Source organism: Leptotrichia wadei, assembly GCF_007990545.2.
Lineage (GTDB): Bacteria > Fusobacteriota > Fusobacteriia > Fusobacteriales > Leptotrichiaceae > Leptotrichia > Leptotrichia wadei.
In genome coordinates this window covers 1,630,626-1,655,728 of record NZ_AP019829.2, presented here as the reverse complement: position 1 = coordinate 1,655,728, position 25,103 = coordinate 1,630,626, and the positions used below count along the sequence as shown (strand labels likewise).

The 25,103-nt window shown below is 29.1% G+C and carries 23 protein-coding genes; 22 read left to right on the top strand and 1 reads right to left on the bottom strand.

Annotated features, from left to right (window positions below):
* Positions 1–7 precede the first annotated feature (7 nt).
* The 21 genes from FVE73_RS07735 to FVE73_RS07635 all read left to right on the top strand — a co-directional run bounded on the left by FVE73_RS07735 (position 8) and on the right by FVE73_RS07635 (position 22,866).
* Complete coding sequence (locus tag FVE73_RS07735) at positions 8–121, top strand: lipoprotein (protein WP_018499261.1); 114 nt, start codon at positions 8–10, stop codon at positions 119–121.
* A gap of 28 nt (positions 122–149) precedes the next feature.
* Positions 150–578 (top strand): NfeD family protein, encoded by a 429-nt coding sequence (locus tag FVE73_RS07730; RefSeq protein WP_018499262.1) that lies wholly within the window; start codon positions 150–152, stop codon positions 576–578.
* Between the two features lie 31 nt (positions 579–609).
* Complete coding sequence (locus FVE73_RS07725) at positions 610–1,518, top strand: SPFH domain-containing protein (protein ID WP_018499263.1); 909 nt, start codon at positions 610–612, stop codon at positions 1,516–1,518.
* 149 nt (positions 1,519–1,667) lie between these two features.
* Positions 1,668–2,519, top strand: a complete 852-nt coding sequence (locus FVE73_RS07720; protein WP_018499264.1) for a patatin-like phospholipase family protein — start codon at positions 1,668–1,670, stop codon at positions 2,517–2,519.
* 195 nt (positions 2,520–2,714) lie between these two features.
* Positions 2,715–3,812 carry an RNA-guided endonuclease TnpB family protein gene (locus tag FVE73_RS07715; RefSeq protein WP_146997853.1) on the top strand — a complete coding sequence of 366 codons (1,098 nt, stop codon included), beginning with the start codon at positions 2,715–2,717 and terminating at the stop codon, positions 3,810–3,812.
* 189 nt (positions 3,813–4,001) lie between these two features.
* Positions 4,002–5,459, top strand: a complete 1,458-nt coding sequence (locus FVE73_RS07710) for a hypothetical protein (protein WP_018499031.1) — start codon at positions 4,002–4,004, stop codon at positions 5,457–5,459.
* Positions 5,460–5,496: 37 nt separating this feature from the next.
* Complete coding sequence (locus tag FVE73_RS07705; RefSeq protein WP_018499030.1) at positions 5,497–6,177, top strand: DUF6320 domain-containing protein; 681 nt, start codon at positions 5,497–5,499, stop codon at positions 6,175–6,177.
* A gap of 178 nt (positions 6,178–6,355) precedes the next feature.
* A complete protein-coding gene (locus FVE73_RS07700) occupies positions 6,356–7,009 on the top strand; it encodes an MliC family protein (protein ID WP_018499029.1) in 654 nt (217 codons plus the stop codon).
* A 406-nt stretch (positions 7,010–7,415) separates the two neighbouring features.
* Entirely contained in the window at positions 7,416–8,645 is a 1,230-nt protein-coding gene (locus FVE73_RS07695) for a chloride channel protein (RefSeq protein ID WP_018499028.1), read from the top strand.
* Between the two features lie 235 nt (positions 8,646–8,880).
* Positions 8,881–9,243 carry a putative hemolysin gene (locus FVE73_RS07690; protein ID WP_018499027.1) on the top strand — a complete coding sequence of 121 codons (363 nt, stop codon included), beginning with the start codon at positions 8,881–8,883 and terminating at the stop codon, positions 9,241–9,243.
* A gap of 113 nt (positions 9,244–9,356) precedes the next feature.
* Positions 9,357–11,825, top strand: coding sequence for a helicase C-terminal domain-containing protein (locus FVE73_RS07685; RefSeq protein WP_018499026.1), 2,469 nt, complete (start codon positions 9,357–9,359; stop codon positions 11,823–11,825).
* A gap of 101 nt (positions 11,826–11,926) precedes the next feature.
* Positions 11,927–13,984, top strand: coding sequence for an HD family phosphohydrolase (locus FVE73_RS07680; RefSeq protein ID WP_018499025.1), 2,058 nt, complete (start codon positions 11,927–11,929; stop codon positions 13,982–13,984).
* Positions 13,985–14,029: 45 nt separating this feature from the next.
* A complete protein-coding gene (gene ybeY, locus FVE73_RS07675) occupies positions 14,030–14,518 on the top strand; it encodes an rRNA maturation RNase YbeY (RefSeq protein WP_018499024.1) in 489 nt (162 codons plus the stop codon).
* A 38-nt stretch (positions 14,519–14,556) separates the two neighbouring features.
* Positions 14,557–15,375, top strand: coding sequence for a diacylglycerol kinase (locus FVE73_RS07670; RefSeq protein WP_018499023.1), 819 nt, complete (start codon positions 14,557–14,559; stop codon positions 15,373–15,375).
* A 178-nt stretch (positions 15,376–15,553) separates the two neighbouring features.
* The gene (prfA, locus tag FVE73_RS07665; protein ID WP_018499022.1) at positions 15,554–16,636 is read left to right on the top strand and encodes a peptide chain release factor 1; all 1,083 of its coding nucleotides are present in this window, start codon (positions 15,554–15,556) and stop codon (positions 16,634–16,636) included.
* Positions 16,629–17,768 (top strand): peptide chain release factor N(5)-glutamine methyltransferase, encoded by a 1,140-nt coding sequence (gene prmC / locus FVE73_RS07660; RefSeq protein ID WP_018499021.1) that lies wholly within the window; start codon positions 16,629–16,631, stop codon positions 17,766–17,768. Before prfA ends, prmC begins: the two co-directional genes overlap by 8 nt.
* A gap of 73 nt (positions 17,769–17,841) precedes the next feature.
* The gene (locus tag FVE73_RS07655; RefSeq protein WP_018499020.1) at positions 17,842–18,915 is read left to right on the top strand and encodes a hypothetical protein; all 1,074 of its coding nucleotides are present in this window, start codon (positions 17,842–17,844) and stop codon (positions 18,913–18,915) included.
* 109 nt (positions 18,916–19,024) lie between these two features.
* Positions 19,025–20,047, top strand: a complete 1,023-nt coding sequence (queA, locus tag FVE73_RS07650) for a tRNA preQ1(34) S-adenosylmethionine ribosyltransferase-isomerase QueA (RefSeq protein WP_018499019.1) — start codon at positions 19,025–19,027, stop codon at positions 20,045–20,047.
* A 43-nt stretch (positions 20,048–20,090) separates the two neighbouring features.
* Positions 20,091–21,143 carry a hypothetical protein gene (locus tag FVE73_RS07645; RefSeq protein WP_026239082.1) on the top strand — a complete coding sequence of 351 codons (1,053 nt, stop codon included), beginning with the start codon at positions 20,091–20,093 and terminating at the stop codon, positions 21,141–21,143.
* Between the two features lie 24 nt (positions 21,144–21,167).
* Entirely contained in the window at positions 21,168–21,857 is a 690-nt protein-coding gene (locus tag FVE73_RS07640) for a PspA/IM30 family protein (protein WP_018499017.1), read from the top strand.
* A 22-nt stretch (positions 21,858–21,879) separates the two neighbouring features.
* The gene (locus FVE73_RS07635) at positions 21,880–22,866 is read left to right on the top strand and encodes an SPFH domain-containing protein (protein WP_018499016.1); all 987 of its coding nucleotides are present in this window, start codon (positions 21,880–21,882) and stop codon (positions 22,864–22,866) included.
* Positions 22,867–23,068: 202 nt separating this feature from the next.
* On the opposite strand, the gene FVE73_RS07630 is transcribed toward FVE73_RS07635, so the two are convergent.
* Positions 23,069–23,569, bottom strand: coding sequence for a TlpA family protein disulfide reductase (locus FVE73_RS07630; protein WP_018499015.1), 501 nt, complete (start codon positions 23,567–23,569; stop codon positions 23,069–23,071).
* A 337-nt stretch (positions 23,570–23,906) separates the two neighbouring features.
* On the opposite strand from FVE73_RS07630, the gene FVE73_RS07625 reads away from it, so the two are divergent.
* On the top strand, positions 23,907–24,914 hold the full coding sequence (locus FVE73_RS07625) for a YiiG family protein (RefSeq protein ID WP_018499014.1): 1,008 nt from the start codon (positions 23,907–23,909) through the stop codon (positions 24,912–24,914).
* Positions 24,915–25,103 lie beyond the last annotated feature (189 nt).

The window sequence follows — 25,103 nt, the reverse complement described above, 5'->3', positions numbered from 1 at the left end:
ATAGATTATGAAAAAAATAATTATCACGATATTGATGTTATTAGCATTAACATCGTGTTTAAGTGCTGGGATTGGAGTAGGTACTGGAGGAGTTCATGGAGGAATTGGAATCGGATTTTAGTGAAGAATAAAATTGGGAGGAAAAAATTATGGGAGCGTTATTTTGGGCAATTTTGTCAGGAATAATGGCAATTCTGGAAATAATTATTCCAGGGCTTGTGACAATTTGGTTTGCACTTTCAGCTTTGATTGTAATGTTTCTTTCAAATTTCATTGGAGATTCACTGATTCAATTTTTAATATTTGCTGTGCTTTCAATAATTTTCTTGATTTTTACACGTCCAGTTTTGAGAAAATATATTGAAATACAAAGGAAAACAAATTTTGATTCAAGTATGAAGGGAACAAATATAAAAGTTGTAAAAGTGGTTGACACTAAAAAAATCGAAAAGGAATATGAAGTAAAATTTAAAGGTTCTATTTGGAGTGGAGTAAGTGAAGAAATATTTTCAAGTGGGGAAATTGCGAAAATTAAAGGATTTAGAGGGAATAAGATAATTTTAGAAAAAAATAAGTAATTATAAAAATAAAAAAATAGGAGGTAGAATTATGTGGGCATTGCCAATAGTAGTAATTCTTATTGTAATTGCACTAATTTATATTTTAAAATCAATAAAGATTGTACCTGAATCACGTGTACTTATCGTGGAAAAATTAGGAAAGTACGATAGATCTTTAAATTCAGGACTTAGTTTTTTGAATCCATTTTTTGACAGAGTTGCAAGAAGTGTATCATTAAAGGAGCAAGTCGTGGATTTTCCACCTCAGCCAGTCATTACAAAAGATAATGCGACAATGCAAATTGATACAGTCGTTTATTTTCAAATAACTGATCCAAAATTATATACCTATGGGGTAGAAAGACCGCTTTCAGCAATTGAAAATTTAACAGCAACAACTTTAAGAAATATTATTGGAGATATGACAGTTGACCAAACTTTGACTTCAAGAGATATTATTAATACAAAAATGCGTCAAGAATTGGATGATGCAACTGATCCTTGGGGGATAAAAGTGAATCGTGTGGAATTAAAGAGTATTTTGCCACCAGCGGATATTCGTGTTGCAATGGAAAAAGAAATGAAAGCTGAACGTGAAAAAAGAGCTAATATTTTGGAAGCACAGGCTAAAAGAGAAGCAGCAATATTGGTTGCTGAAGGAGAAAAGCAAGCTGCAATTTTGAGAGCTGAAGCCAAGAAGGAGCAACAGATAAAAGAGGCTGAAGGGGAAGCAGAAGCTATTTTGTCAGTTCAAAGGGCAAAAGCGGAAGCATTGAGATTGTTAAATGAAGCTGCACCGACAAAGGAAGTATTGTCATTGAGGGGAATGGAAACTTTTGAAAAGGTGGCAGATGGAAAAGCAACAAAAATCATTATTCCAAGTGAATTGCAAAATTTAGCTGGAATGGTTACGGCGTTTTCAGAATTGGCTAAAAATGATAAAACTATTGAAAAATAAGTTGTGTGAGGCTGGGTAAATTACTCAGTCTTTTTTTTGTTTTTAGATAAGAAATCATTAAAAAAAGTAGAAAAATATAGTTAATAGGTGTATAATATTGAAAAATACAAAATTGTAAAAATATATTAATGTTGAAAGGGATGAAATTAATGGGTGAAAAAACTGGGTTAGTATTAGAAGGTGGAGGACTTCGTGGTATTTTTACAGCTGGAGTCTTGGATTTCTTTTTGGAAAAAAATATTGAATTTGATAGCTGTATAGGAGTATCTGCTGGAGCTTGCCATGCATGCAGTTATTTGGCAAAACAGTATAAGAGGGCATTTAACGTGTCGGTAGATTATTTAGACGACAAAAGATATTGTAGTTTTTATAGCTTAATTAAAACGGGAGATTTATTTGGTGTAGATTTTGTTTATGATGAAATTCCAAATAAATTAAATCCAATTGACAATGAAGCATTTAAGAAAAACAAAACAAAATTTCAGGTGGTAATTACAAATTGTGAAACTGGAGAAGCAGAGTATCCTGAAGTTAAGGATTTTGATAAAGATACAATTTATGTAAGAGCTTCCAGTTCATTGCCATTACTTGCCAGAATGGTTGAAATTAATGGCAATGTTTATTTGGACGGAGGAGTTTCTGATTCGATACCAATAAGAAAATCTATTGAAAATGGGAATAAAAAAAATGTAGTTATTTTGACACGTGATAAAAGTTATAGAAAAAAACAAAGTGCTTTAGGTAGAATTACAGGAGTAAAATATAAAAAATTTCCTAAATTTGTTGAACTTATGAATACGAGATACATTAGATATAATAAGGAACTTGATTACATTGATGAATTGGAGGCAAAGAGTGAAATTTTTGTGATTCGCCCAGAAGTGGGATTGACTCTTGGAAGAATTGAGAAAAATCGGAAAAAACTTTTTGAAGTGTATAATATTGGATATGAAACTGCAAAAAAAAATTATGAAAAATTGAAAAAATATTTAGAAATATAATTTTTAACAAAAAGATAGCAAGAAGTCGTAGGCTTTCTACAAGTGGGAGATGAATTGCTTTTTTGTAAAAAAATTGAAAAAAGGATATGTCTATGATACAATTTTTGTATAAAATATCGAAGAGAAATCACTAATGATAAATTTCTAAAGAAATAATTAAAAATAATATTCAAAATCAAAAGGAGGTGTAATTTTATGAAATATAATTTAGCATTCAGATACAGAATTTATCCAAATAAAGAGCAGGAATTATTGATAAATAAGACTTTTGGATGTGTTCGTTTTGTTTACAATACGATTTTGTATGTTGCAAATAAATTTTATGAAGAAACGGGAAAAAATAAAATAATTACACCTGCCAGTTTGAAAAATGAAAACCAATTTTTGAAAGAAGTTGACAGTCTGGCACTTTCAAATGCTCAATTGAATGTAAAACGATCGTTTACAAATTTTTTTCAGAAGAGAGCGAAGTTTCCAAAGTTCAAATCTAAAAAGACTAGTGTTAAAAGTTATACGACAAATTGTGTGAACAATTCGATACGAATTGAAGAAAATAAATATTTAGTTTTGCCAAAATTGAAAAAAGTAAAATTGAAATATCATAGAGAAATAACAGAAGATTACAAGATAAAGTCAGTAACATTGACAAATAGCAATGGAAATTATTATGTTTCTGTTTTGACAGAATTTGAAAAAGAAATTCAAAAAAATCCAAGTAATGATAAAGTGATTGGACTTGATTTTTCGATGTCTGAACTATTTATCAGTTCTGAAAACCAAAGGGCTGATTATCCAAGATATTTTAGGATGTTGGAGAAAAAATTGAAAAAATTACAAAAATCATTATCAAGAAAAGTAAAATTTTCTAAAAATTGGTATAAGCAAAGATCGAAAATATCAAAACTTCATGAGTATATCAAAAATTGTCGAAGAGATTTCTTGCATAAATTATCGAAAAAATTATCTGAAGAGTACAATGCTGTGGTTGTTGAGGATTTGAATATGAAAGGGATGAGCCAGTCATTAAATTTTGGGAAAAGTGTAGGAGATAATGGATGGGGAATGTTCTTGAGAATGCTTGAGTATAAACTGATGTTTTTGGGAAAGCAATTTTTGAAGATAGATAAGTGGTTTCCATCGTCGAAAACTTGCAGTAAATGTGGAAATATTAAAGAGGAACTGAAATTATCAGAAAGAAGTTATAAATGTGAATGTTGTGGGATTGAAATTGATAGAGATTATAATGCGGCATTGAATATAAAAAACATTGGAAAAGCAATGTTGGAATATTAGGAAAATAAAAGAAGACAGGGCAGGAACTGCCCGAAGAGCTTGGTAAATATATTTGGCTAGCAAAAGCAGATACTTCCCAAGAAGCTCCCGCTTCTAAAAGCGGGAGTAGTTCACTAATATCTCTAATAAAAATATGAAATTATAAATTTTTATAAATAACTAATAAAAAAAATAAGAAGGGAGGGAAAAGTGAAAAATGAAAAAATTTGGTATGAACTGGATGCCTTTGCAAAGACATATTCTTCGATAATTAGTGAAGGAAGAACAACGTGTTTTAGACTTTCAGTATTGTTTTCTGAAAATGTTGATTTGATAATATTGGAAAAAGTAGTAATTTTACTTGAAGAGAAGTATCCGTTTTATAATTCTGAATTGAAAAAAGGTATTTTTTGGAATTATTTACAGCAAAAGAAGACTCATTTTATGATTGAGGAGGAAAAAACTTATCCTTGTACGGATATACAAAAAGATAATCCGTTGCGAATAATTTATTTTAATAATAAATTGTCAATAGAAATCGCACATTTTTTAACAGATGGGAAAGGTGCAATGCTGTTTTTTCAGGATTTAATTGAAGAATATACAGAAAAGAAGTATTTTTCTAAAAATATTAGGAATGAAAATTTTGAAAATAAGAGGATTATTGTTGAAAATAATGGAAAGAGTGAGGATAAGAATAAATTTAAAATAAAAAATAAAGATTTAGTAAATGATAAAAATTTAAAAAAAATGATTGATTTTCCCAAAATGATAGGCAGTAAAATTAAAAATTTTGAAAATAAAAGTTTTTTAGAAAATAAAAAAAAGATTTTAAAAAAAAATGAAGAAATATTTGGAAATTATGATGAGGAAAATAATGTAAAGGAAAATAAATATGTTGATCTTTATGAAAAATATATGAGGAAAGTAAGTAAGGAAACTACGATAAAATCTGCATTTCATTTACCAATGAAAATATTAGAGAAGGGACAGTATCATATTACGACTGGTGAGATTTATATTGATGATTTAAAAATGGAAAGCAAAAAGCATAAAACTACAATTGGAAAATATTTACTTGCGGTTTATTTTAAAATTTTGCTGGATAGGTATTCTAGTGCAAAAAATCCGATTGTTATTGGAGTTCCAGTTGATTTACGAAGAATTTTTGAGGAAAAAACATATAGGAATTTTTTTATAAATATAACTCCAAGTATAGATGCTAGCCTTGGAGCATATTCCCTATCTGAAATTATCACTTATTTGGATAATTATTTTGCCTTGAAAATTACAAAAAAAGAATTTTATAAAAGTATTTATAAAGCGATGAATCCAATGAGAAATATAATTATAAAATCTGTCCCATATTTGATAAAACGAATATTTTTTCCATTTATATTTGATTACTATGGAGAACGTGGCTATACAACAGGATTTTCCAATTTGGGAATTTTTAAAATTGATAAGAAATATGAAAAATATTTAAAGGGATTCAGATTTTTACCACCACCAAGTAAAAGATGTAAAATAAAAATGGGAGTTATAAGCGATAGTCAAAAAGTTTATATAAATTTTGGAAATTTAACTGCAGATTATGATATTGAAAGGGATTTTTTTGTTTATTTGAGAAAAAGAGGCATAAGATCTAAAATAATTACTAATTATTGAGAATATTATAAAAAAAATAATAAAGAAGGAAATGAAAATGTATTGTATAAAGTGTGGAGTAGAGCTGGAAGATGGAGTGAAAAGATGTCCGCTATGTGAAACGGCTGTTCCTGAAATAAAGGAAACGGAAGAAGAATTTGCAAGAGAATATCCGATTATTAATATAAATTTGTATGAAATGAAGATGAAAAAAGTGAAAAAAGCTATATTTCTATCATTTTTTACAATTTCAATTATTTCAATATTGGAGGTTTTTTTTCAAAATTTGATAATGTATGGGAAACTTGAATGGGGATATTATGCGATTCCATCTATTTTAGTCTTTGATTTGGGATTATTTGTATTTTTAGACTCTTATAGAATGAGAACAAATTTATTTTTGATATTGACTGGTCTTACAGTTTTTTTTCTTATACTTGATTTTGGAGATAAAAAATTAACTTGGAGCATAGGACGTGGAATTCCTATTGTTTTTGTATTTTATCTTATTAGCTTTGTTTTCTCGTATGTATGGGATAAACATAAAAGTGATAGGATGAAAATATTGAATTTTTTTATTTTTTTTGTTGGAATATTTCTTTTAGTTTTAGAATTAATTATAAGCAAAAAAATGACTTGGAGCATATTTTCTTCAATTCCATTATTTATTTTAAGCATAATGTTGCGATATGCCTACAAATCGTATAAGGAAGAGTTTAAGCGAAGATTGCACAGGTAACAAATATTGCTTATCTAGTTATCTTTATATAAATTGTAAAACTATTAAAATTATAATTGATTTAATATTAAAAACAAAGTAATTTGTAGTATACTCATACTGAAATTTGAGAGATTAAAAGGATCAAAAATTTCAAAAAATAAATATAAAAGATTGAAGAAAAGAGAGAGTGATTATTATGAAATCTACAAAAAAAATGATTTTAGCAACTTTAATTGGAGTATTGGCTATCGGTTCTATTGGTTATTCAGCTGTATCAAAAACTTCTAGAAAAAAAGCTGTAAATAAAACAGCAGTAACTTCTAAAAATTTAACAAGAAAATTTAGCTGCAGCAGCAGAAACGTAACAGTAGAAAATCTTTCAACAAATAAAGTTAGATTGACAGATGATAGCGGAAAAGTTTACAATTTAAAATTGACAAGATCTGCTAGTGGAGAATTATATTCAGGTAACGGAGTTTCTATTCAAATAAAAGGAAATGATGCTGTATTTACAGCAAGTGGAAATGATGAAAGCTGTAATTTAACAAGCGATTCAAATTCAAATAGCGGAAACTCAAATAAAGCTGCAAGTGGAAATTTATTAAGAAAATTTAGCTGTGATGGTTACCAAGATATAACAGTTGAAAATCTTTCAACAGATAAAGTAAAATTAGCTGATGGTTATGGAAGTATCTATAATTTAAATTCTACATCAGCTGCAAGTGGAGAAAAATATTCTGATGGAAATATTTCAATTCACATGAAAGGAAATGATGCTGTTTACACAGAAAATGGAAAAGATAAGAGCTGTACATTAAAAAGTACTGGTCATGGTTCTATTGAAGAATAATAGATTTGTTTAGAAAACTGTATTTAAAATTTGGAAAATAAAAATTTTAAAGCAAAGGATTTTATATTATTATAAAAAATTTTAATTGTTGGAAAAATTTAATCATATACTGAAAAGTAAAAAAGTTTAATATAAAAAAGCTGTTTATATAATTTTAATAGTTATATCAAATAGCTTTTTTTATTTCTCTAAAATATTTGATTTAAAAATTAAAATAAAACTATTATAGTTGAAAAGAATATGATAAAATTTGATAAAAGGTTTATACTATTTCTTATTTAAACAGCGAGCTAGTTATAAATTTTTTTGCAAGGATCAAGATTCTCTTGTCAGCAAATAATATAATTTTAAACGGAACCTAGTATAAACAATTTGATGTTAATAAATTTTAGAAAGGAGAAGTTGAGTGTTAAAAAATATAAAAGAAAGTTATCAGCATTCATATTTTTTGTATTTAAAATTGATAATAGCAGGTATTATTATTGGTTTTATTGTTGGAATAATTGATACGATTTTTGGAAGAGGATTGATTTGGATTGGAGATATTCGGAAGGAATATTTGTATTATTTTGTGCCTTTCTTGGCTTTGGCAGGACTTTTAATTGTTTTTATTTATCAAAAATTTGCTGGGAAAACTGGTAAGGGGATGGGACTAATTTTTGAAGTTGGTCATGGGACTGAGAAGGAGATTCCTTTAAGACTTGTTCCGATTCTGACGGTTGCGACTTGGATTACGCATTTGTTTGGGGGAAGTGCTGGGCGTGAAGGGGTTGCTGTGCAGCTGGGAGCGACGCTTTCTCATAGATTTAATAAGTACTTTAATTTTCCTGATAAGTCTAAAGTTTTTTTGGTAACAGGAATGGCGGCAGGCTTTGGTGGATTGTTTCAGACTCCGATTGCAGCGTTATTTTTTGGTTTAGAAGTTTTAGCATTGGGAAATTTGCAGTTATATGCTTTGCTTCCAGCTGTTGTTGCAGCATTTACTGCTAGTTGGACTTCATCTTTTCTAGGACTGGAAAAGTTTACTCACATTGTGAATACAACTTTATCAATAACTCCAACGACATTTGTAAAATTTGCAATTTTAGGAATAATTTTTGGATTTGCTGGAAATTTATTTGTTTATTTACAAAGTTTTTTGAAAAAATTTGCTGCAGAAAAAATTAAAAATCCATATTATCGAATTTTTATTATTGGAATTTTTCTTAGCATAATACTTTTATTATTGCACGAAGGTCGATATACTGGGCTTGGAACAAATTTAATTGAAAACAGTTTTTTAGGGAAACCAATTTTTGGATATGACTGGATATTAAAATTATTATTGACAACATTGACATTGGCTGCTGGATTTCAAGGTGGAGAAGTGACGCCACTATTTTCAATTGGAGCTTCATTGGGTGTTGTGATAGGGATTTTCTTTGGACTTCCGATTGAATTTGTTGCTGCGGCAGGGTATATCAGTGTATTTGGAAGTGCGACAAATACTTTATTAGCACCAATTTTTATTGGTGGAGAAGTTTTTGGATTTAATAATTTGCCATTTTTTGTGATAATTGTGATTTTTGCTTATCTGGTTAATCGGAAAATATCGACTTATGGATTGCAAAAAAACTATTTTGAAGAAATTGAGTAATTGTTTAGTTAAGTTGAAAAAAATAAAATTTGTTTTTATTTTCAAATAGATTCGGATATAGAGTTTTTTAGTTATAGATCAATAAAAAAGTAATAGTCGAAGTTCATTTGATAAATTTTTTAAATTCCAATAAATAATGAAATAAAAATATAGAATTAAGGTAAATATATATATAAATATTAAAAAATATTATATAATATTTATAAGTAATATGAAAGTAAAATAAGGAGGAAAAATGAAAAAAGCATTTGGAATTTTATTGGTTGGATTATTATCAATGTCGTTGGAGGCACATAGTAAGGATGCTAGTAGAAAGGTGACAAAACCAGTAAGAATAGATCAGAATATTTCTATTAAAAATAATGGAAATAAAGATTTAAATGAAGATTTTCCTGAACAAAAAATGATTGGAATGGCTAATCCTGCTTCAGTTTATTGTGTGGAACAAGGTGGGAAGTCGATTATTAGAAAAGATAAAGATGAAAATGAATATGGAATTTGTAAATTTAAGGATGGGAAAGAAGTTGATGAATGGGAGTTTTATAGGCAAAACCATGATTTGACAGAAAAGGGAGTTCCAGAAATTAATAAAAAATAAAAAATTAATTTCTAAGTAAATAATCATTGTTGTATAAGCAATGGTTATTTTTTTGTAAAGAAAAGTTGAAAAAAAACTTTTTATATAGTAAAATCTTTAGTATAGGAGGAAAAATGAAAATTTCTGAATTTATTAGTGAAAAAGCGGCAAGCGGGATGCGATCAGAAATAAAGAGATATGGCGGGAATGAGATATTTTTTAGGGGAATTCCTGATGAGAATGGGATTATTTCTGAGTTTGAGGTTATTGCTAGGGGAAATGCTGGCTCTGTTGCTGCGTTGCTGAATATGATGAGAAAAAATGAGGTTATAATACATAATCATCCATCTGGAGTGCTGATTCCATCTGATGAGGATGTGAATATTTCTAGTATGTATGGAGAAGTTGGTGGAGCTTCATATATTGTAAATAATGATGTGGATGATATTTGTGTGGTTGTGCCTTTAAGGGAATTTATAAAAATTGATATTGATGATTATTTTGGAGAAAATGGGATTATTCATAAAAATTTTGGAAAGTTTGAAGTACGGCGGGAGCAGTATGAGATGGCTAAATTTATTGAGAAAAGTATGAATGAGAATAGGAAACTGATAGTTGAAGCTGGGACTGGAACGGGAAAAACGATTGCTTATCTTTTGCCTACATTAATTTATGCTATTGAAAATAATTTGAAGGTAATTGTTTCTACAAATACAATTAACTTACAGGAACAGCTTATTAATAAAGATATTCCACTTTTGAAAAAAATTATTGATGAGGATTTTAGTTATCAAATTGTAAAAGGAAGAGGAAATTATCTTTGTAAAAGAAAACTTTATAATTTAGAGATTGATGATAAGGAAACAGATACAGAATATGAAAAAAAAGAAAAAAAAGTCATAAGAAATCTCATTGAATGGGATAAAAATGTTACGAAAACAGGTGACAGGACTGAGTTGAAATATGAGATTCCAAATAGTATTTGGGAAAAAGTGAATAGTGAAGCTGATATGTGTAAAGGTGTGAAGTGTCCGTATTATTCAAAATGTCATTTCTTTAATGCAAGAAGAAATGTTTCAGATGCGAGACTTCTTATTGTAAATCATCATATGTTTTTTGCCGATTTAGCAATTAGAAATCATACAGGATTTTATACAAATTATTCAATTTTACCGAATTATGATATTGTAGTTTTTGATGAAGCTCACAATATTGAAGATACTGCTCGGAATTATTTTACTTTTGAAACGTCAAAAATTTCCTTTGGACGGCTTATGGGAAATATTTATAATAAGCGTGTTGTAAAATCAAACAATGGAGGGGCTCTTGTAAGACTTTTGACTTACTTGAATGAAAGTCTTTCAAGTGAAGAATATAAGGAAGTCGATGAATTGCGGGAGGATGTTGTTGAGGAACTGAATAAATTTTATGATAAGGGAATTGATATTTTTGACAAATTAACTTATCTTTTTTCGGAAAATAATGATAACAAGGAAATTAAAGTAAAAATTGATAAGGAGAAAATGCAAAGAAATAAATTTTTTTGTGAGGCTATGAAATTAAATAGCCAGTTTAAGGAAATTTATGGAAATTTAGTTATAAAAATTAATAAATTTTTAAATAAAGTGAGCAATTATAATTTGGAAGATAAAGAGGGATTCTTATTTGAATTTTCAAGATATTATGAAAGATTGAAGCAATATTATAAAAAGTTTGAGTTTATTTTGGAAGGGAAAGAGGAAGGCTATGTTTACTGGGCAAATGTTACGACAGTTCGTCCAAATGTGAAATTGTATGCGACACCATTTGATATTTCAGATGAACTAAATGATAATTTGTTTATGAAAATGGATAGAATGATTTTTACTTCAGCGACACTTGCTGTTGACAATAAGTTTGACTATTATAAAAAAAGCGTTGGACTTATGAAGGAAAAACATAAAAAAATAGATGAAAAAATTGTAAAATCACCATTTGACTATGAAAAGCAAATGAAAGTCTATATTCCAGAAGATGCACTTAATCCAACGAATATTGAGTTTATGAGGGATTTGGAAGAATTTATTGAAGGGGTGATAAAAAGTACGAAAGGACATTGTTTTTTATTATTTACTTCACATAGTGCTTTAAATTTTTTGTATAACCAGTTAAAAACACGGTTTTCTGAAAAGGAATATACGCTTATAAAGCAAAATGATTTTCCACGGCATGAAATGATTGAAATATTTAAGAACTCTAAAAATCCGATATTATTTGGGACAGACAGTTTTTGGGAAGGTGTTGATGTTCAGGGAGATCAATTAAAATCAGTAATTATTACAAAACTGCCGTTTAAAGTGCCAAATGATCCTGTAACAGAGGCTATTATTGAAAATATAAAAAAAAATGGGCAAAATCCGTTTAATGATTATCAAGTTCCACAGGCTGTGATTAAATTTAAGCAAGGAGTTGGAAGGCTTATTAGAAGTAAGTCAGATAGTGGGAATATAGTTATTCTTGATAATAGAATAATAAAAAAAATGTATGGAAAGAAATTTTTGGCTGCTTTACCACAAAATAGAGTAGTTAAAAGTAAAAATGAGATTTTAAAGAGAATAAAATAGAATGTTTAAAGAAAATTATAAAAGTAAAAATTTTATATAAAAAAATATTGGCTTAGGATATAAAAAAGGAATTTTATAAAATTTAGGAAAGGAAAGGGAAAATGAAAGTAAATATATTAGGGCGGGAATTTCTTTTTGAAATAAAGGAAAAAAAGAAAAAAAATAATGAATCCCAATCCTATATTAAAAATAGATTTATATTTAGATTTGCTATTTTGGCGATAACATTTATGATATTTGGAATAATTATAGAAATGTCAAGGCTAAATGTAAACTATAGTGTTGGAAGTATCGCAAAATCTGATATTGTAGCTTATAAAAATATGTCGTATTTTGTGGATATTTTGGATGACAGTATTGAAGAAAAAATAATGAGAACGACACAGCCTGAATATGATAAAATAAATAGCGTAAATAGGGAGACAGTAATTGCTCTTAATAAATTTTTACGGGATATACGTAATATGAATTTGTCTGATGATGCGGCTATTGGAAAGTATATAAAGGATAATAAGTATACATTTACAAATGCTGATATTAGAGAAATAGCAGCAAGGACCGAAAATGTGGAATATTCTGTAAATCTTGATGAAATTATGTCTGAAATTTACAGCACAGGAATTTATAAAATGGAGAATTTACCAAAAATAATCCGAAGAAAGGATATAAAAGCTGATAATCTAGATATGAAGGTTCTTCAAAATTTTATAAAGCCAAATTTGGTTATAAATGAAGAGGCTACAAAAAAGAAAATTGCAGATAATATGATGTCATTGAAGGATAAGGAAATTAAGATTTATAAAGGAGATATTATTGTAAAAAAAGGTGAAATAATTGATTCAGATGCATTTATGAAATTGGAAAAACTGAACTTGATAAGAAATGGAGATAAGTTTAAAAAAGCAGTTGGGCTGACAACAACATTTTCATTACTTTTAATTTTAATACATTATCTTCTTAAAAAAAATGTAAGAAAAGTTGTGGAATCGAATGCATTTTACCCAACATTAATTACAATAATAATTGTAAATGTAATTTATGTTTTATTTTTAAATAATCAATTTTTTATTTATTTGCTTCCTTTTGCGATGCTTCCGATTATTTCTACAATTTTGGGAAATAAAACTTATGCGATTATCATAACATTTTCTAATATGATTATGTTATCACAGGAAGAATCATGGTTTTTTGTTACAATAGCAGTTTCACTTATTGCAATTTACAAGGCGGATGATCTTGTTGGTAGAAGTGATATTATTAAATTGAGTTTTTTTCTAGGGATATTTCAGGCATTATTGGCATTTAGCTATGGATTAGTAAATCAGTCGAATTTGGGATTAATAATGATAATGATTGTATTTTCAGTATTTTCAGGGATTTTGACTGGGATGATGTCACTTGCGATATTACCGTATTTTGAAGATTACTTTGATATTTTGACAACGATGAAATTGCTGGAATTAAGTGACTTTTCACATACGTTGCTTAAACAGTTGCTTATAAAAGCTCCAGGGACTTTCCATCACAGTATAATGGTTGGAGCACTAGCTGAAGGAGCGGCTGAAAGTATAGGAGCAAATGCCACTTTTGCGAGAATTGCCTCGTATTATCATGATATTGGAAAAATGAAACGTCCAGAGTTTTTTGTGGAAAATCAGAGGGATGGAATTAATCCACATAATAAGATAAAACCTTCATTAAGTGCATTAATATTGACTTCCCATACAAAAGACGGATATATAATGGGTAAAGAAAACAAATTGCCAAAGGAAATACTGGATGTGATTTTACAGCATCACGGAACAACTTTGACTCAATATTTTTACTATAAGGCATTAGAAAGTGGAGAAAAGGTAGTTGAAAGTAACTTTAGATATAGTGGACCTAAACCGAAAACAAAGGAATCTGGAATTATACTTTTGGCAGATACGGTGGAAGCGGCTACGAGAACACTTGAAAATAAAAGCAAGGAAGGAATAGAAAATTTTATTAGGTATTTAGTAAAATCAAAAATTGAAGATAAACAATTAAGCGATTCTGATTTAACTTTGGGAGAATTAGAAAAAGTTATTCAATCCTTTATAAATACACTGCAAGGTGTTTATCATGAAAGAATAAAATATCCGAAAATGGATGAAAGAACTAAGAAAAATAAATAAATTAGATTGTCGAACTCTAATTGGAAGATGGAGAAAATATAAAAAATGGAAAAAGAAGTGAATGCAGAAAAAAAAATAGAAATAGATATAACTTATAACATTGAAAAAATTGATAGTTTCTTTGATGAAGAAAAAATAAATAAGTTTGTAAGTTATATTTTGAAAGATGAATATAGTGAAGATTTTGATAAAAATGAATACTACCTTTCATTATTAATTACAACAAATGAGGAAATTCAGAAAATAAATCGAGAATACCGCCAAAAAAATGCTCCAACTGATGTAATTTCTTTTGCTTACAATGAAACAGAAAATATTGGGGCAGTTAATATGTTGGGTGATATTGTAATTTCGATTGATCGTGTGAAGGAGCAATCAAGTGAATATGGACATTCTGACGAACGTGAATTTTACTATGTTTTATGTCATGGAATGTTACATTTATTGGGATATGACCATATTGAGGAAGAAGATAAGGTTGTTATGAGAAGACGAGAAGAAGAAATTTTGAGTAAATTTAATTATACGAGATAAATTTTTTATAAGAAATCTAGGAAGGAGTAAAAATTTTAATGGGAAAAAATAAAAATAAAAAAAAGAAAAAATCAATATTTTCATTATTTCGTAAAAAGAATAGATATAATTGGGATATAAAAAAGGAAAGGGCAAGGGATAAAAGACTTGTCGATAGTTTTAATTTTGCGATTGAAGGGCTAATTTCATCATTGAAGAATGAAAAACACATGAAAGTTCATATACTTGCGGCAATTATTATTGTAATTTTAGCGATTATTATAAATGCGAGTAAAGTAGAAATTTTGATAATTTCATTATCGGTTTCATTTGTATTAATTACGGAACTTATAAATACTGCAGTTGAAGCAATTGTTGATTTGGTTTCTCCTGAACGGCATCCACTTGCGAAATTGGCTAAGGATGTAGCAGCTGGAGCGGTCTTAGTTGCTGCAATTAATGCACTTTGTGTGGGTTATCTGCTATTTTATGATAAATTGCTGGATATTTTTGATGGTACGAATAAGTTACATATTATTGCTGGAAGAAAAGGTAATATTTCAATTTTGATATTAATTTTGGTTTCAATTCTGGTAATTGTTTTAAAAACATTTTTTAGAAAAGGTACACCGCTTGAAGGAGGTATGCCTAGTGGACATAGTGCAATAGCTTTTGCGGCTTTTGGAATACTTGTATTTATGACTTCAGATGTAAGAATATTGGTTTTGGGATTCTTTATGGCTGCATTAGTTGCTCAAAGTAGAGTTAAGTCTGGAATTCACAGTATTAGGGAAGTTTTGTTGGGTGGACTGCTTGGATTTTCAGTTGCGTTTGTTATATTATTTATAATGATGCAATTTGGAATTTTGTATAATTAAAAATTGAAAAAGATTAAAAAATGTGCTATAATACTTAACGTTAAAAGTTATCTAAAAAAGGAATTGTTGAGAAAATTTATTTTAGATAATCAAAAAAATTGATATAAAAGTTTCAAAAATAATTTGGATTATAAATTGTTTAAATAAAATTAAGAATTTAGGAGTTGGAAAATAAATTATGTTTCAAAAATTAGACGATGTTGTTTTAAAGCATGAAGAACTTACAAAAATGCTTATGGATCCTGAAGTTGTATCAGATCCAAAGAAAATTATGGAGTATAATAAGGCTTTAAACAGTATTGATGAGGTTGTTAAAAAGTATACATATTACAAAGATCGTAAAGAGGAATTGGAAGGTTTAAAAGAAGACTTGAAATCTGAAAAAGATACCGAAATGAAAGAAATGATGCATGAAGAAATTCATTTAATTGAAGAAGAAATTCCACATCTTGAGGAAGAATTAAAAGTTCTTTTACTTCCAAAGGATCCCAACGATGATAAAAATGTTATTATGGAAATCCGTGCTGGTGCGGGTGGAGATGAAGCGGCATTATTTGCAGCTGATATTTTCAGAATGTTTACAAGATATGCAGAAAGAAACCGCTGGAAAACTGAAATCATTGAAAAGAATGAAATTGGTGTTGGCGGATTAAAAGAAGTAACATTTTTGATTAAAGGACACGGAGCTTATTCAAGATTAAAATTTGAAAGTGGAGTTCATCGTGTGCAAAGAGTTCCAGCTACTGAATCTTCTGGAAGAGTTCATACATCTACAATTACAGTTGCGGTATTACCTGAAATAGATGATGTAAGTGAAGTAGAAATTAATCCAAATGATTTGAAAATTGATACGTATAGATCAAGTGGTGCAGGTGGACAGCATGTAAATACTACTGATTCTGCCGTAAGAATTACTCACTTGCCAACTGGACTTGTGGTAACTTCACAAGATGGACGTTCACAAATAAAAAATAAGGAAGCTGCAATGAAGGTACTGGTTTCTAAATTATATGAAATGGAATGTGAAAAACAAAGAAGTGCGGTTGAAAATGAAAGACGTTCACAAGTTGGAAGTGGAGATAGATCTGAAAAAATTAGAACTTATAACTTTCCACAAGGAAGAGTTACGGATCATAGGATTAAATTGACACTTCACAGACTTGAAGGAATTTTGGATGGGGATCTGAATGAGATGATAGATGCCTTAATAGCTTATGAGCAAGCGGAATTATTGAAAGAGGTTGGAAGTAATAATGAATAATTTGCTGGATATTTTGAATAAATCGGTTAATTATTTGAAAAAACAAAAGGTAAAAAATGCTCGATTAACAGCGGAAAGTATAATTGCTGAAATAATGAAAATGGAAAGAATTATGCTATATGCTGAATTTGAACGAATATTATCAGAAGATGAATTAAAAAAAATCAGGGGGAAATTAAATGAAGTAGTAAATAAATTAAAAGAAAAGAAGATATCTGGTGATAATAATTTTGAAAATGCAGTAAAATCTGAAAAACAATTAAAATTACTGCTTGATAAAAGTATTCAATATCTTGAAAAAAATGATATTGAAGAAAGTAAATTAATCGCAGAAATTGTATTTTCGCATGTTTTGAATATTGACAGAATGATGCTTTTTACAAAGTATAGAGATGATATTGAAGATGAAAAAATCGAGAAAATCAGATATTTTATTCAAAAAATTGGACGTGAAAAGTTTCCAGTTCAATATTTGCTAAATGAGCAGGAATTTTATAAAAGAAAATTTTATGTTGATAAAGGGGTTTTGATTCCGCGTCAAGATACAGAAATTTTGGTAGAAAAAATGATTGATATTTTAAAAACTAAAATTTCAAAAAATCAAGTGCATCCAAAAATACTTGACATTGGAGTTGGAAGTGGTATAATAGGGATAACAGCTGCATTGGAAGTAGAAAGTTCTTATGTGTTAGGTGTAGATATTTCTGAAAAGGCACTTGAAACTGCTCAAAAAAATAAAGAGATTTTAAAAGTTTCAAATATAAAGTTTTTAAAATCTGATTTATTTGAAAACGTAGAATTTAAACAGTTTGATATGATAGTGTCAAATCCGCCGTATATTTCCCTTAATGAAGTTGGTATTATGTCAGATGACACTTTATTACATGAGCCAAGCGAAGCACTTTTTGCAGAAAATGACGGATTATATTTTTATTATGAAATTTGTCAGAAGGCATTTGATTATTTGGCTGATTTTGGATATTTGTTATTTGAGATTGGCTATAAGCAGGGAAAAAATGTTTCAGAAATCATGAAAAATTTTGGTTTTAAAAATATTGATGTTATACAGGATTTAGCGGGATTGGATAGAGTTGTTATAGGACAAAAAATTATAAATAAAATTGAAAATTAGTTAAACATTAAATAGTTTTTGATATTTTAAAAATATAAAAATTATTTAATTAAAAAAGAATGGAGATGAGTTAATGATTAGTGATAGGAGATTTTTTAAAAGAACAGGAGTATCATTATTGGGTTTAGTGTACTCAATAATATCATTTGGAAATGAAAATATTAAGGAGGTGTCGTTAAAAGGGAACATTGAAAGCGTAAGTACGCCTAAAAAAGAACCTGCATCGGTAGCTTCAACTAAAACTAATAATTCTCAATTGGAAAAATTAATTAAAAATCAATATAATAATAAAAGCATAGATTTAAATGTAAATACAAGTTTAAAAAATATGCGTGATAGTGGAAGTTATGAGCGTCCAAATGCAAATACTTACACAGCGAACAGAAAAACTCAGCAAGGGACACCTGATATGAAATTATCAAGAGAGCAATTACTTGCTGTAGCTGAGAAAATTTTCCAGAATGAAACTGGCGGGGTTAGAAATAATCTAGTTGACTGGAATGATGGAGAAAATTTTCCGTCACTTGGAATTGGACATTTCACGTGGTTTAAGGCTAGCGGTGGAAGAAGTGGATTTGGAGACAGTTTGCCTGATATGATTGCCTATTATAAGGAAAAAGGTATTACATTGCCAAAATTACTTGCAGAATTTAAACATTCTCCTTGGAACAGCAAATCAGAGTTGATGGCTAAAAAGGCTAATGGGGATAAAGATATTCAAGAATTAATCGCATTTTTTGACAATACAAGAGATATTCAGGTAATGTTTATTTATGACAGATTAAAAAATTCGCTTGATAAAATGATACAGGCTTCTTCAAATAAGGAAAATTTAAAAAATCAATTTGAAAGAATGGTAAACACTCCCAATGGGCTATATGCGTTAATTGATTATGTAAACTTTAAAGGTGAAGGATTGAAAGGTGTTTCATCATATAACAATGTTGCTTGGGGATTAAGACAAGTACTTGAAAATATGAAAGGAACAGCAACTGGACAAAGTGCATTGGTAGAATTTAGTAATTCTGCTAAAGACATATTGGCAAGACGTGTAAAAAATGCTCCAAGAAATGAAAGCAGATGGTTACAAGGATGGTATAACAGAGTAGACACTTATAAAACATTTGAAATTGGAAGTGCATATTAATAGATATATTTAAAAACAAATAAAAATTGTGGAAATTGGCAGGGAATTATTAAATTCCCTGTTTCCTTTAAAATAAGAAAAATAAAAGAAAGTGAGAAAAATAAGTTAAATGAAAATTTCAGATTTTGATTTTGAATTGCCAGAAGAGCTGATAGCACAGCATGCAGTTAATCCAAGAGATCATTCAAGATTGTTAGTATCAAATAAAACAGAAAAAACATTGGAACATAAAAAATTTTATAATATAATAGATTATTTAAAAAAAGATGATGTTCTTGTAATTAACCGTACAAAAGTTATTCCAGCAAGATTGTTTGGGCATAAGGAAAATGGGGTTGTGCTTGAATGTTTTCTTTTAAAAAGATATGATTTGTATACGTGGGAAGTTTTGTTAAAACCTGCTAAAAAGTTGAAAATTGGGCAGAAAATCATATTTTTAGAAGGAGTTCTGGAGGCGGAACTTTTGGAAATTAAGAAAGATGGGAATAGAGTTGTAAAGTTTAATTTTGAAGGAAGATTTGAGGAAATATTGGATAAGTTGGGGGAAATGCCGCTTCCGCCATATATTATGGAGAAATTGGAGGATAAGAACCGATATCAGACTGTATATGCAAAGGAAGGGGAGTCTGTCGCTGCTCCAACTGCGGGACTTCATTTTACAAATGAACTTTTAGAAAAAATTCGTGAAAAGGGAGTTATCATTGCAGAAGTATTTTTGGATGTGGGACTTGGAACGTTTAGACCTGTACAGGTAGAAAATATACTGGATCATAAAATGCACAGTGAAAAATACCGGGTACCTGAAGAAACGGCTAAAATTGTCAATGAGGCTAAGGAAAAGGGTAACCGTGTAATTGCAGTAGGGACAACATCGGTAAGAACATTAGAGTCAGCTGTTGATGAAAGCGGGAAACTTATGGCAGATGAAGGAAATACAAGTATTTTTATTTATGGAAATTATAAATTTAAAATTGCTGATGCGATAATTACAAATTTTCATTTGCCGAAATCTACGTTAATTATGCTAATTTCAGCATTTGGTGGAAAAGAATTTATTTTTGAGGCTTATAAAAAGGCTATTGAAGAGAAATATAGATTTTATAGCTTTGGAGATTCTATGTTTATTTATTAAATTTGATATTATTTTATTTAATAAAAGTTCGGGAGTAATTTTAATGAAAAGTGATGATTTTAGATGTAAAAATTGTGGTGGAATGATGCGGTTTGATCCAAAATCTGGGAATCTGAAATGTGAGAATTGTGAAACAGAAGAAGAATTGCCAAAAGTTTTTACACATAAAAGACATGATATAGATGATTATGAAAAAAGGATAAAAAGTAAAATATCTGAAGAAAAAACTATTGTTCAATGCAGTTCCTGTGGAGCTATGGTCGAGATGGGACCACTTGAAACTTCAAAAAAATGCCCTTATTGCGATACAAATATCGTGTTGAGCGAAAAGGCGGTATCTGTATTAGAACCTGATGGAATAAGACCTTTTATTGTGGATAAAAGAGAAATTGGAAATCTTTTTTCAAATTGGATAAAAAGAAGATGGTTTGCTCCAAATGTTTTAAAAAATTTGTATCAAAGCGGAAAAGTAACTGGAATATATCTTCCATACTGGTCTTTTGACAATAGTGCAGATAGTGAATATACTGCTCAGGGAGGGATTGACAGGACAGAAACTTACGAAGAGGATGGAAAGACGAAGACAAGGATAGTTACAGACTGGTATTATGTAAGTGGAGAAGTTGAAAATAAATTCAGAAATGTCATAATGAGAGCTTCCAGAACGTTAAATGACAGGCTTTTAAAAAGTCTTGGAGGATTTAATGTGGAAAATACGATAAATTTTGATTCAAGATATTTGTCAGGGTACAATTCTGAAATTTTTAAAATTTCCATGAGGCAAGGCTATGAAGAGGCTAAAGTAAAAATGGAAGATGAAATTTACAATACAATTTCTTCAGATGTGCTAAGAAGATACGATAGAGTACGAGATATAAGATATTCTGTTTATTGGAACGATGAATATTACAGGCTTTTATTGTTACCTGTATATTCAATGTCTTATTCATTTAATGGAAAATCTTATCAAATTGTTATAAATGGGGAAAATGGGAAAATAGTTGGGGAATATCCAAAATCGGCTGTAAAAATAGCCATTGTAGTTATATTGGCTGTAATAGCATTGGGATTGTTATTTTACTATATGAATAAATAAAAAAATATATTGGAGGAATTAAAAATGGCTGGTATTTTAGAAAGATTTAAAACAATAATGGCATCGAATATTAATGCGGTGCTGGATAAAATGGAAGATCCTGAAAAAATGATAGATCAGTATTTAAGGGATATGGAAAAGGATCTTGGGAGTGTAAAGGCTGAAACAGTTGCTGTAATGGCACAGGAAAGTGCAGCAAAAAGAAAAGTTTTGGAATGTGAAGATGAAATAAAAAAAATGGAAAGTTATGCGAAAAAAGCCCTTCAAGCTGGAAATGAAGCTGATGCTAGAATGTTTTTGGAAAAAAAGGAATCTATTAAAATAAAATTAGAATCGCTTGAAAAGGAAAAAATGGTTGCGGTTGAAAACTCTTTAAAAATGAGAGAAATGCATGATAAACTTACATCGGATATACAAAAACTTAATGCCAGAAGAAATGAAATAAAGGCAAAAATCAAAATGGCAAAATCTGCTCAAAAAATTAGTAAATTATCATCTTCTACTGGCATAAGCGGAAAAATGGATGCATTTAATTCTGTTGAAGAAAAAGCTAACAGAATGTTAGATGAAGCAAATGCAAGTATAGAACTTGATTCTCCCAAAAGAGATGGAGTAGATGACCTTATGAAAAAATATGATGATGCGGAGTCTAAGGAAAATTCATCTGCGGTTGATGATGAGCTTGAAAGATTAAAAAAGGAAATGGGAATATAAAAATTGAAGGGAGAAATTTATAATGGGATTATTTGGAAATCAGCTTGCTAACATTATAGAATGGGAGCAGTATAATGATGAAACTCTTTTTTGGAAATGGTCAAATAAAGAAATAAAAAAAGGATCAAAATTGATTATAAGACCTGGACAAGATGCAATTTTTCTTTTTAATGGAAAAATAGAAGGTGTTTTTGAAGATGAAGGCAGTTATGATGTCGCTTCACAAATAGTTCCTTTTTTGTCGACATTAAAAGGATTTAAGTTTGGATTTAATTCAGGAATGAGAGCCGAAGTGCTTTTTATCAATACAAAGGAAGTTACTGTAAAATGGGGAACTAAAAATGCTATTAATATTCCAGCACCAGGACTTCCAGGAGGAATGCCAATAAGAGCATTTGGTGTAATGGCTTGTAAAGTTGATAACTATAATGTATTTATTGATAAAATTGCTGGAATTAAACAGCAGTATAACATTGATGATGTAAAAGAAAGAGTAATCTCAATGCTGGATCAGCTGCTTATGAAATGGATAGTTAGAGAAGGAAAGGATATGTTCAATCTTCAGGCAAATTCTTATGAAATTGGAAATGGGATTAAAGAAGATATGGATTTTGAGATGAGAAAAATCGGGCTTTGTATTCCAAGCTTCACTATTTCCAGCTTCAATTATCCAGAAGAAATAAAACGTATGCAGGAAAAGGCAGCAGGACAAAGTATGGTTGGAGATGTAAACAAGTATACTCAAATGGCAATGGCTGACTCTATGGAAAATGGAACAGGTGCAGGAAATATGGCTGGAAACGTTGCAGGTATGCAAATGGGAATGATGATGGGACAGCAAATGGCAAATCAAATGAATCAGCAGAACCAAGCCCTCAATAATAATCAGCAGCCATCAGAAAATAATCATCCGGCAGGAAATACCGCTGCTCCAAAATTCTGTCCAGAATGTGGAACAAAGACAAATGGAAGCAAGTTTTGTCCAGAATGTGGAACAAAATTATATTAATTTTGTGAATCAGTACTAAATTTATTTAGTACTAAATCCCTTTTGAAAAGGAGAAATTATAGTCTATTTTTTAAACAAGGGGTCTTGCCCCTTGTGTTATAATAAATCTGTTATTTTAATGGAAAATAGCATAAAAAAAGGACTTAAAGCACAAAACTTTAAATCCTGATAAATTTTAAAAACTGAAACTTAATTAATAAATTTATTCAATGCCAAATGCTGATTTTATAGCATCATATTGCATAGTTCCACCTAAAATTTCTTGAATTTTTGAATTTTCAATTTTTATGTTGTATGGAATACTGTTTGCTTTGAATCCCTTCATTATTGAATCATCAGCATCGTAGTAAACTGGGAAAGTAAATTTGCTTTCTTCTGCATATTTTTTAGTTTCTGATAAATTTGTTTTTCTTCTTGTAAATACAACTACTACGTTTACGTTATCCTTATTTTCTTCATAAAATTTTTGAACATCAGGCAATTCTGAACGGCAATATGGACACCATTCTGCTGCTAGAACTAATAATGTAGGCTTTCCATTATTAAATATTTTTCTGCTATTTGTGTATTTTCCGCTGAAGTCCCTTAATTGAAAACTAGGAATTTTAGCTCCAGCCTCCATATTTACATCAAGTGCCTTTTCTTTTCCGTAACCAATCATAAATACCATAAACATTGAGATAATAAGTAGTATTTTTTTCATTTTGAATCATTCTCCTTTTTTTTAATTTGATGTTAAATTGTAGATTTTATTTAAATGATTTAAATAGATATTTAACATTTTTGATTGATAAGTTTAGTATAGCATATATTTTAAAATTTTTCAAAAATATATTTTTTTATTTGACATTATGTATAAAAATTATTATAATTGTACTAAGGAAGTAAAATGGATTTAAAATAAAACTCAAAGAAATTTAGATGAAAAATTGCCTGGAAATTATATTAAATGCTAGAAATTGGTGGAATGATTACAACTTTTTAGATTGAGTTTTAAGATAAATTTGTTATAAATCAGAAGGAGGAGTGAGAACAATTATATGAAGAAAATTGGAATAATAATGATAGGATTATTGGTAATAGTGTTTTTATCAATGGTATCGGGAAAAGTGGAAAAAAAGTCATTGAGCGGAGTTTCCAAGGAACAGGAAATATTGAGTAGAAATAAGGATAAATACAGTAAGCATATACGTTTTTATAACAGAATACTCAATATTGATAAGGGACTTTTGTATTATTTTGAAGATGCTGGAACAGATAAAAAATTTAGAACTATTCAAAATGAAGATATTACAGCAGATATTGCGATTGATAAGAATTTTATTGATAAATTGAAGGAATTGGAAACTAGTAAGGAAAAAGATGAACTGGATAAAAAGGCAATTGCAATGATTCCAATACTTGAAAAAATGATGCCAATTACAGATGAAATGAGAACATATTATAAAAACAAAGAATATTTGAAGGATAATTATGAAAAGGCACAGGTTTTGCATACACAATTACTTGCAACTTTGGATAAGTATAATCAAGTTACTAAAAATTATAAGAATGTATTTGAAAAAAAATCTGATGAGATAAAAAAATTAATGATAAAGGATTATGATAAACGAAGACAATTCATTACATATAATCAATTCATGTTTATTATTGAAGGTGAAAAGATTATAAAAGAAATACATAAACAAGAATTAGATGCAAGTGACTTTATTTTAAAGGGAAATGCTAAACAATTTAAGAAAATGGAAGAAAAAATGGATAAGGCTCTTATAAAATTTGAAAAATCCTTAAAAAATACAAAACAGCTTGAAAAGGAAGGATATACACCTGGAGATCACAGTGAATTTGTCCAAAAAGCCAACAAATTTAATCAGTCTGTAAATGTATTTATTCAAAGAATAGAGAAAAAGGAAAAAGCCTCACATTCATCAGTAAGCGACAGTTTCTTTGCCCAGACTGAGGAAGGAACGCCAGAAAATTTACTTGCAAATTTCAATGAAGTGATAAAGGAACATAATAAATTATTGGTTAAAAAAACTAAGAAATAATATTTTAACAAAAAGATAGCAAGAAATCTCCTTGTTCTATAATTTGAAGATGAATTGCGAAAAATAGCTATAATACACTAGAGTAGGGACTATCCGTTGAGCTCGGTAAATATATACAGCTAACAAAAGGATATATTTCCAAAGAAGCTTATGCTTCTAAAATCGGGAGCGGTTCATATAAAAGGAAAG

What these genes read in the sequence shown, in the direction of transcription:
- FVE73_RS07735 (WP_018499261.1), top strand. Translation starts at nt 8, where the DNA reads ATGAAAAAAATAATTATCACGATATTGATGTTATTAGCATTAACATCG.
- prmC (WP_018499021.1), top strand. Translation starts at nt 16,629, where the DNA reads ATGAATAATTTGCTGGATATTTTGAATAAATCGGTTAATTATTTGAAA.
- FVE73_RS07635 (WP_018499016.1), top strand. Translation starts at nt 21,880, where the DNA reads ATGGGATTATTTGGAAATCAGCTTGCTAACATTATAGAATGGGAGCAG.
- FVE73_RS07655 (WP_018499020.1), top strand. Translation starts at nt 17,842, where the DNA reads ATGATTAGTGATAGGAGATTTTTTAAAAGAACAGGAGTATCATTATTG.
- FVE73_RS07725 (WP_018499263.1), top strand. Translation starts at nt 610, where the DNA reads ATGTGGGCATTGCCAATAGTAGTAATTCTTATTGTAATTGCACTAATT.
- FVE73_RS07720 (WP_018499264.1), top strand. Translation starts at nt 1,668, where the DNA reads ATGGGTGAAAAAACTGGGTTAGTATTAGAAGGTGGAGGACTTCGTGGT.
- FVE73_RS07680 (WP_018499025.1), top strand. Translation starts at nt 11,927, where the DNA reads ATGAAAGTAAATATATTAGGGCGGGAATTTCTTTTTGAAATAAAGGAA.
- FVE73_RS07630 (WP_018499015.1), bottom strand. Translation starts at nt 23,569, where the DNA reads ATGAAAAAAATACTACTTATTATCTCAATGTTTATGGTATTTATGATT.
- FVE73_RS07685 (WP_018499026.1), top strand. Translation starts at nt 9,357, where the DNA reads ATGAAAATTTCTGAATTTATTAGTGAAAAAGCGGCAAGCGGGATGCGA.
- FVE73_RS07645 (WP_026239082.1), top strand. Translation starts at nt 20,091, where the DNA reads ATGAAAAGTGATGATTTTAGATGTAAAAATTGTGGTGGAATGATGCGG.
- FVE73_RS07730 (WP_018499262.1), top strand. Translation starts at nt 150, where the DNA reads ATGGGAGCGTTATTTTGGGCAATTTTGTCAGGAATAATGGCAATTCTG.
- FVE73_RS07700 (WP_018499029.1), top strand. Translation starts at nt 6,356, where the DNA reads ATGAAATCTACAAAAAAAATGATTTTAGCAACTTTAATTGGAGTATTG.
- FVE73_RS07715 (WP_146997853.1), top strand. Translation starts at nt 2,715, where the DNA reads ATGAAATATAATTTAGCATTCAGATACAGAATTTATCCAAATAAAGAG.
- FVE73_RS07670 (WP_018499023.1), top strand. Translation starts at nt 14,557, where the DNA reads ATGGGAAAAAATAAAAATAAAAAAAAGAAAAAATCAATATTTTCATTA.
- FVE73_RS07690 (WP_018499027.1), top strand. Translation starts at nt 8,881, where the DNA reads ATGAAAAAAGCATTTGGAATTTTATTGGTTGGATTATTATCAATGTCG.
- ybeY (WP_018499024.1), top strand. Translation starts at nt 14,030, where the DNA reads ATGGAAAAAGAAGTGAATGCAGAAAAAAAAATAGAAATAGATATAACT.
- queA (WP_018499019.1), top strand. Translation starts at nt 19,025, where the DNA reads ATGAAAATTTCAGATTTTGATTTTGAATTGCCAGAAGAGCTGATAGCA.
- FVE73_RS07625 (WP_018499014.1), top strand. Translation starts at nt 23,907, where the DNA reads ATGAAGAAAATTGGAATAATAATGATAGGATTATTGGTAATAGTGTTT.
- FVE73_RS07705 (WP_018499030.1), top strand. Translation starts at nt 5,497, where the DNA reads ATGTATTGTATAAAGTGTGGAGTAGAGCTGGAAGATGGAGTGAAAAGA.
- FVE73_RS07640 (WP_018499017.1), top strand. Translation starts at nt 21,168, where the DNA reads ATGGCTGGTATTTTAGAAAGATTTAAAACAATAATGGCATCGAATATT.
- prfA (WP_018499022.1), top strand. Translation starts at nt 15,554, where the DNA reads ATGTTTCAAAAATTAGACGATGTTGTTTTAAAGCATGAAGAACTTACA.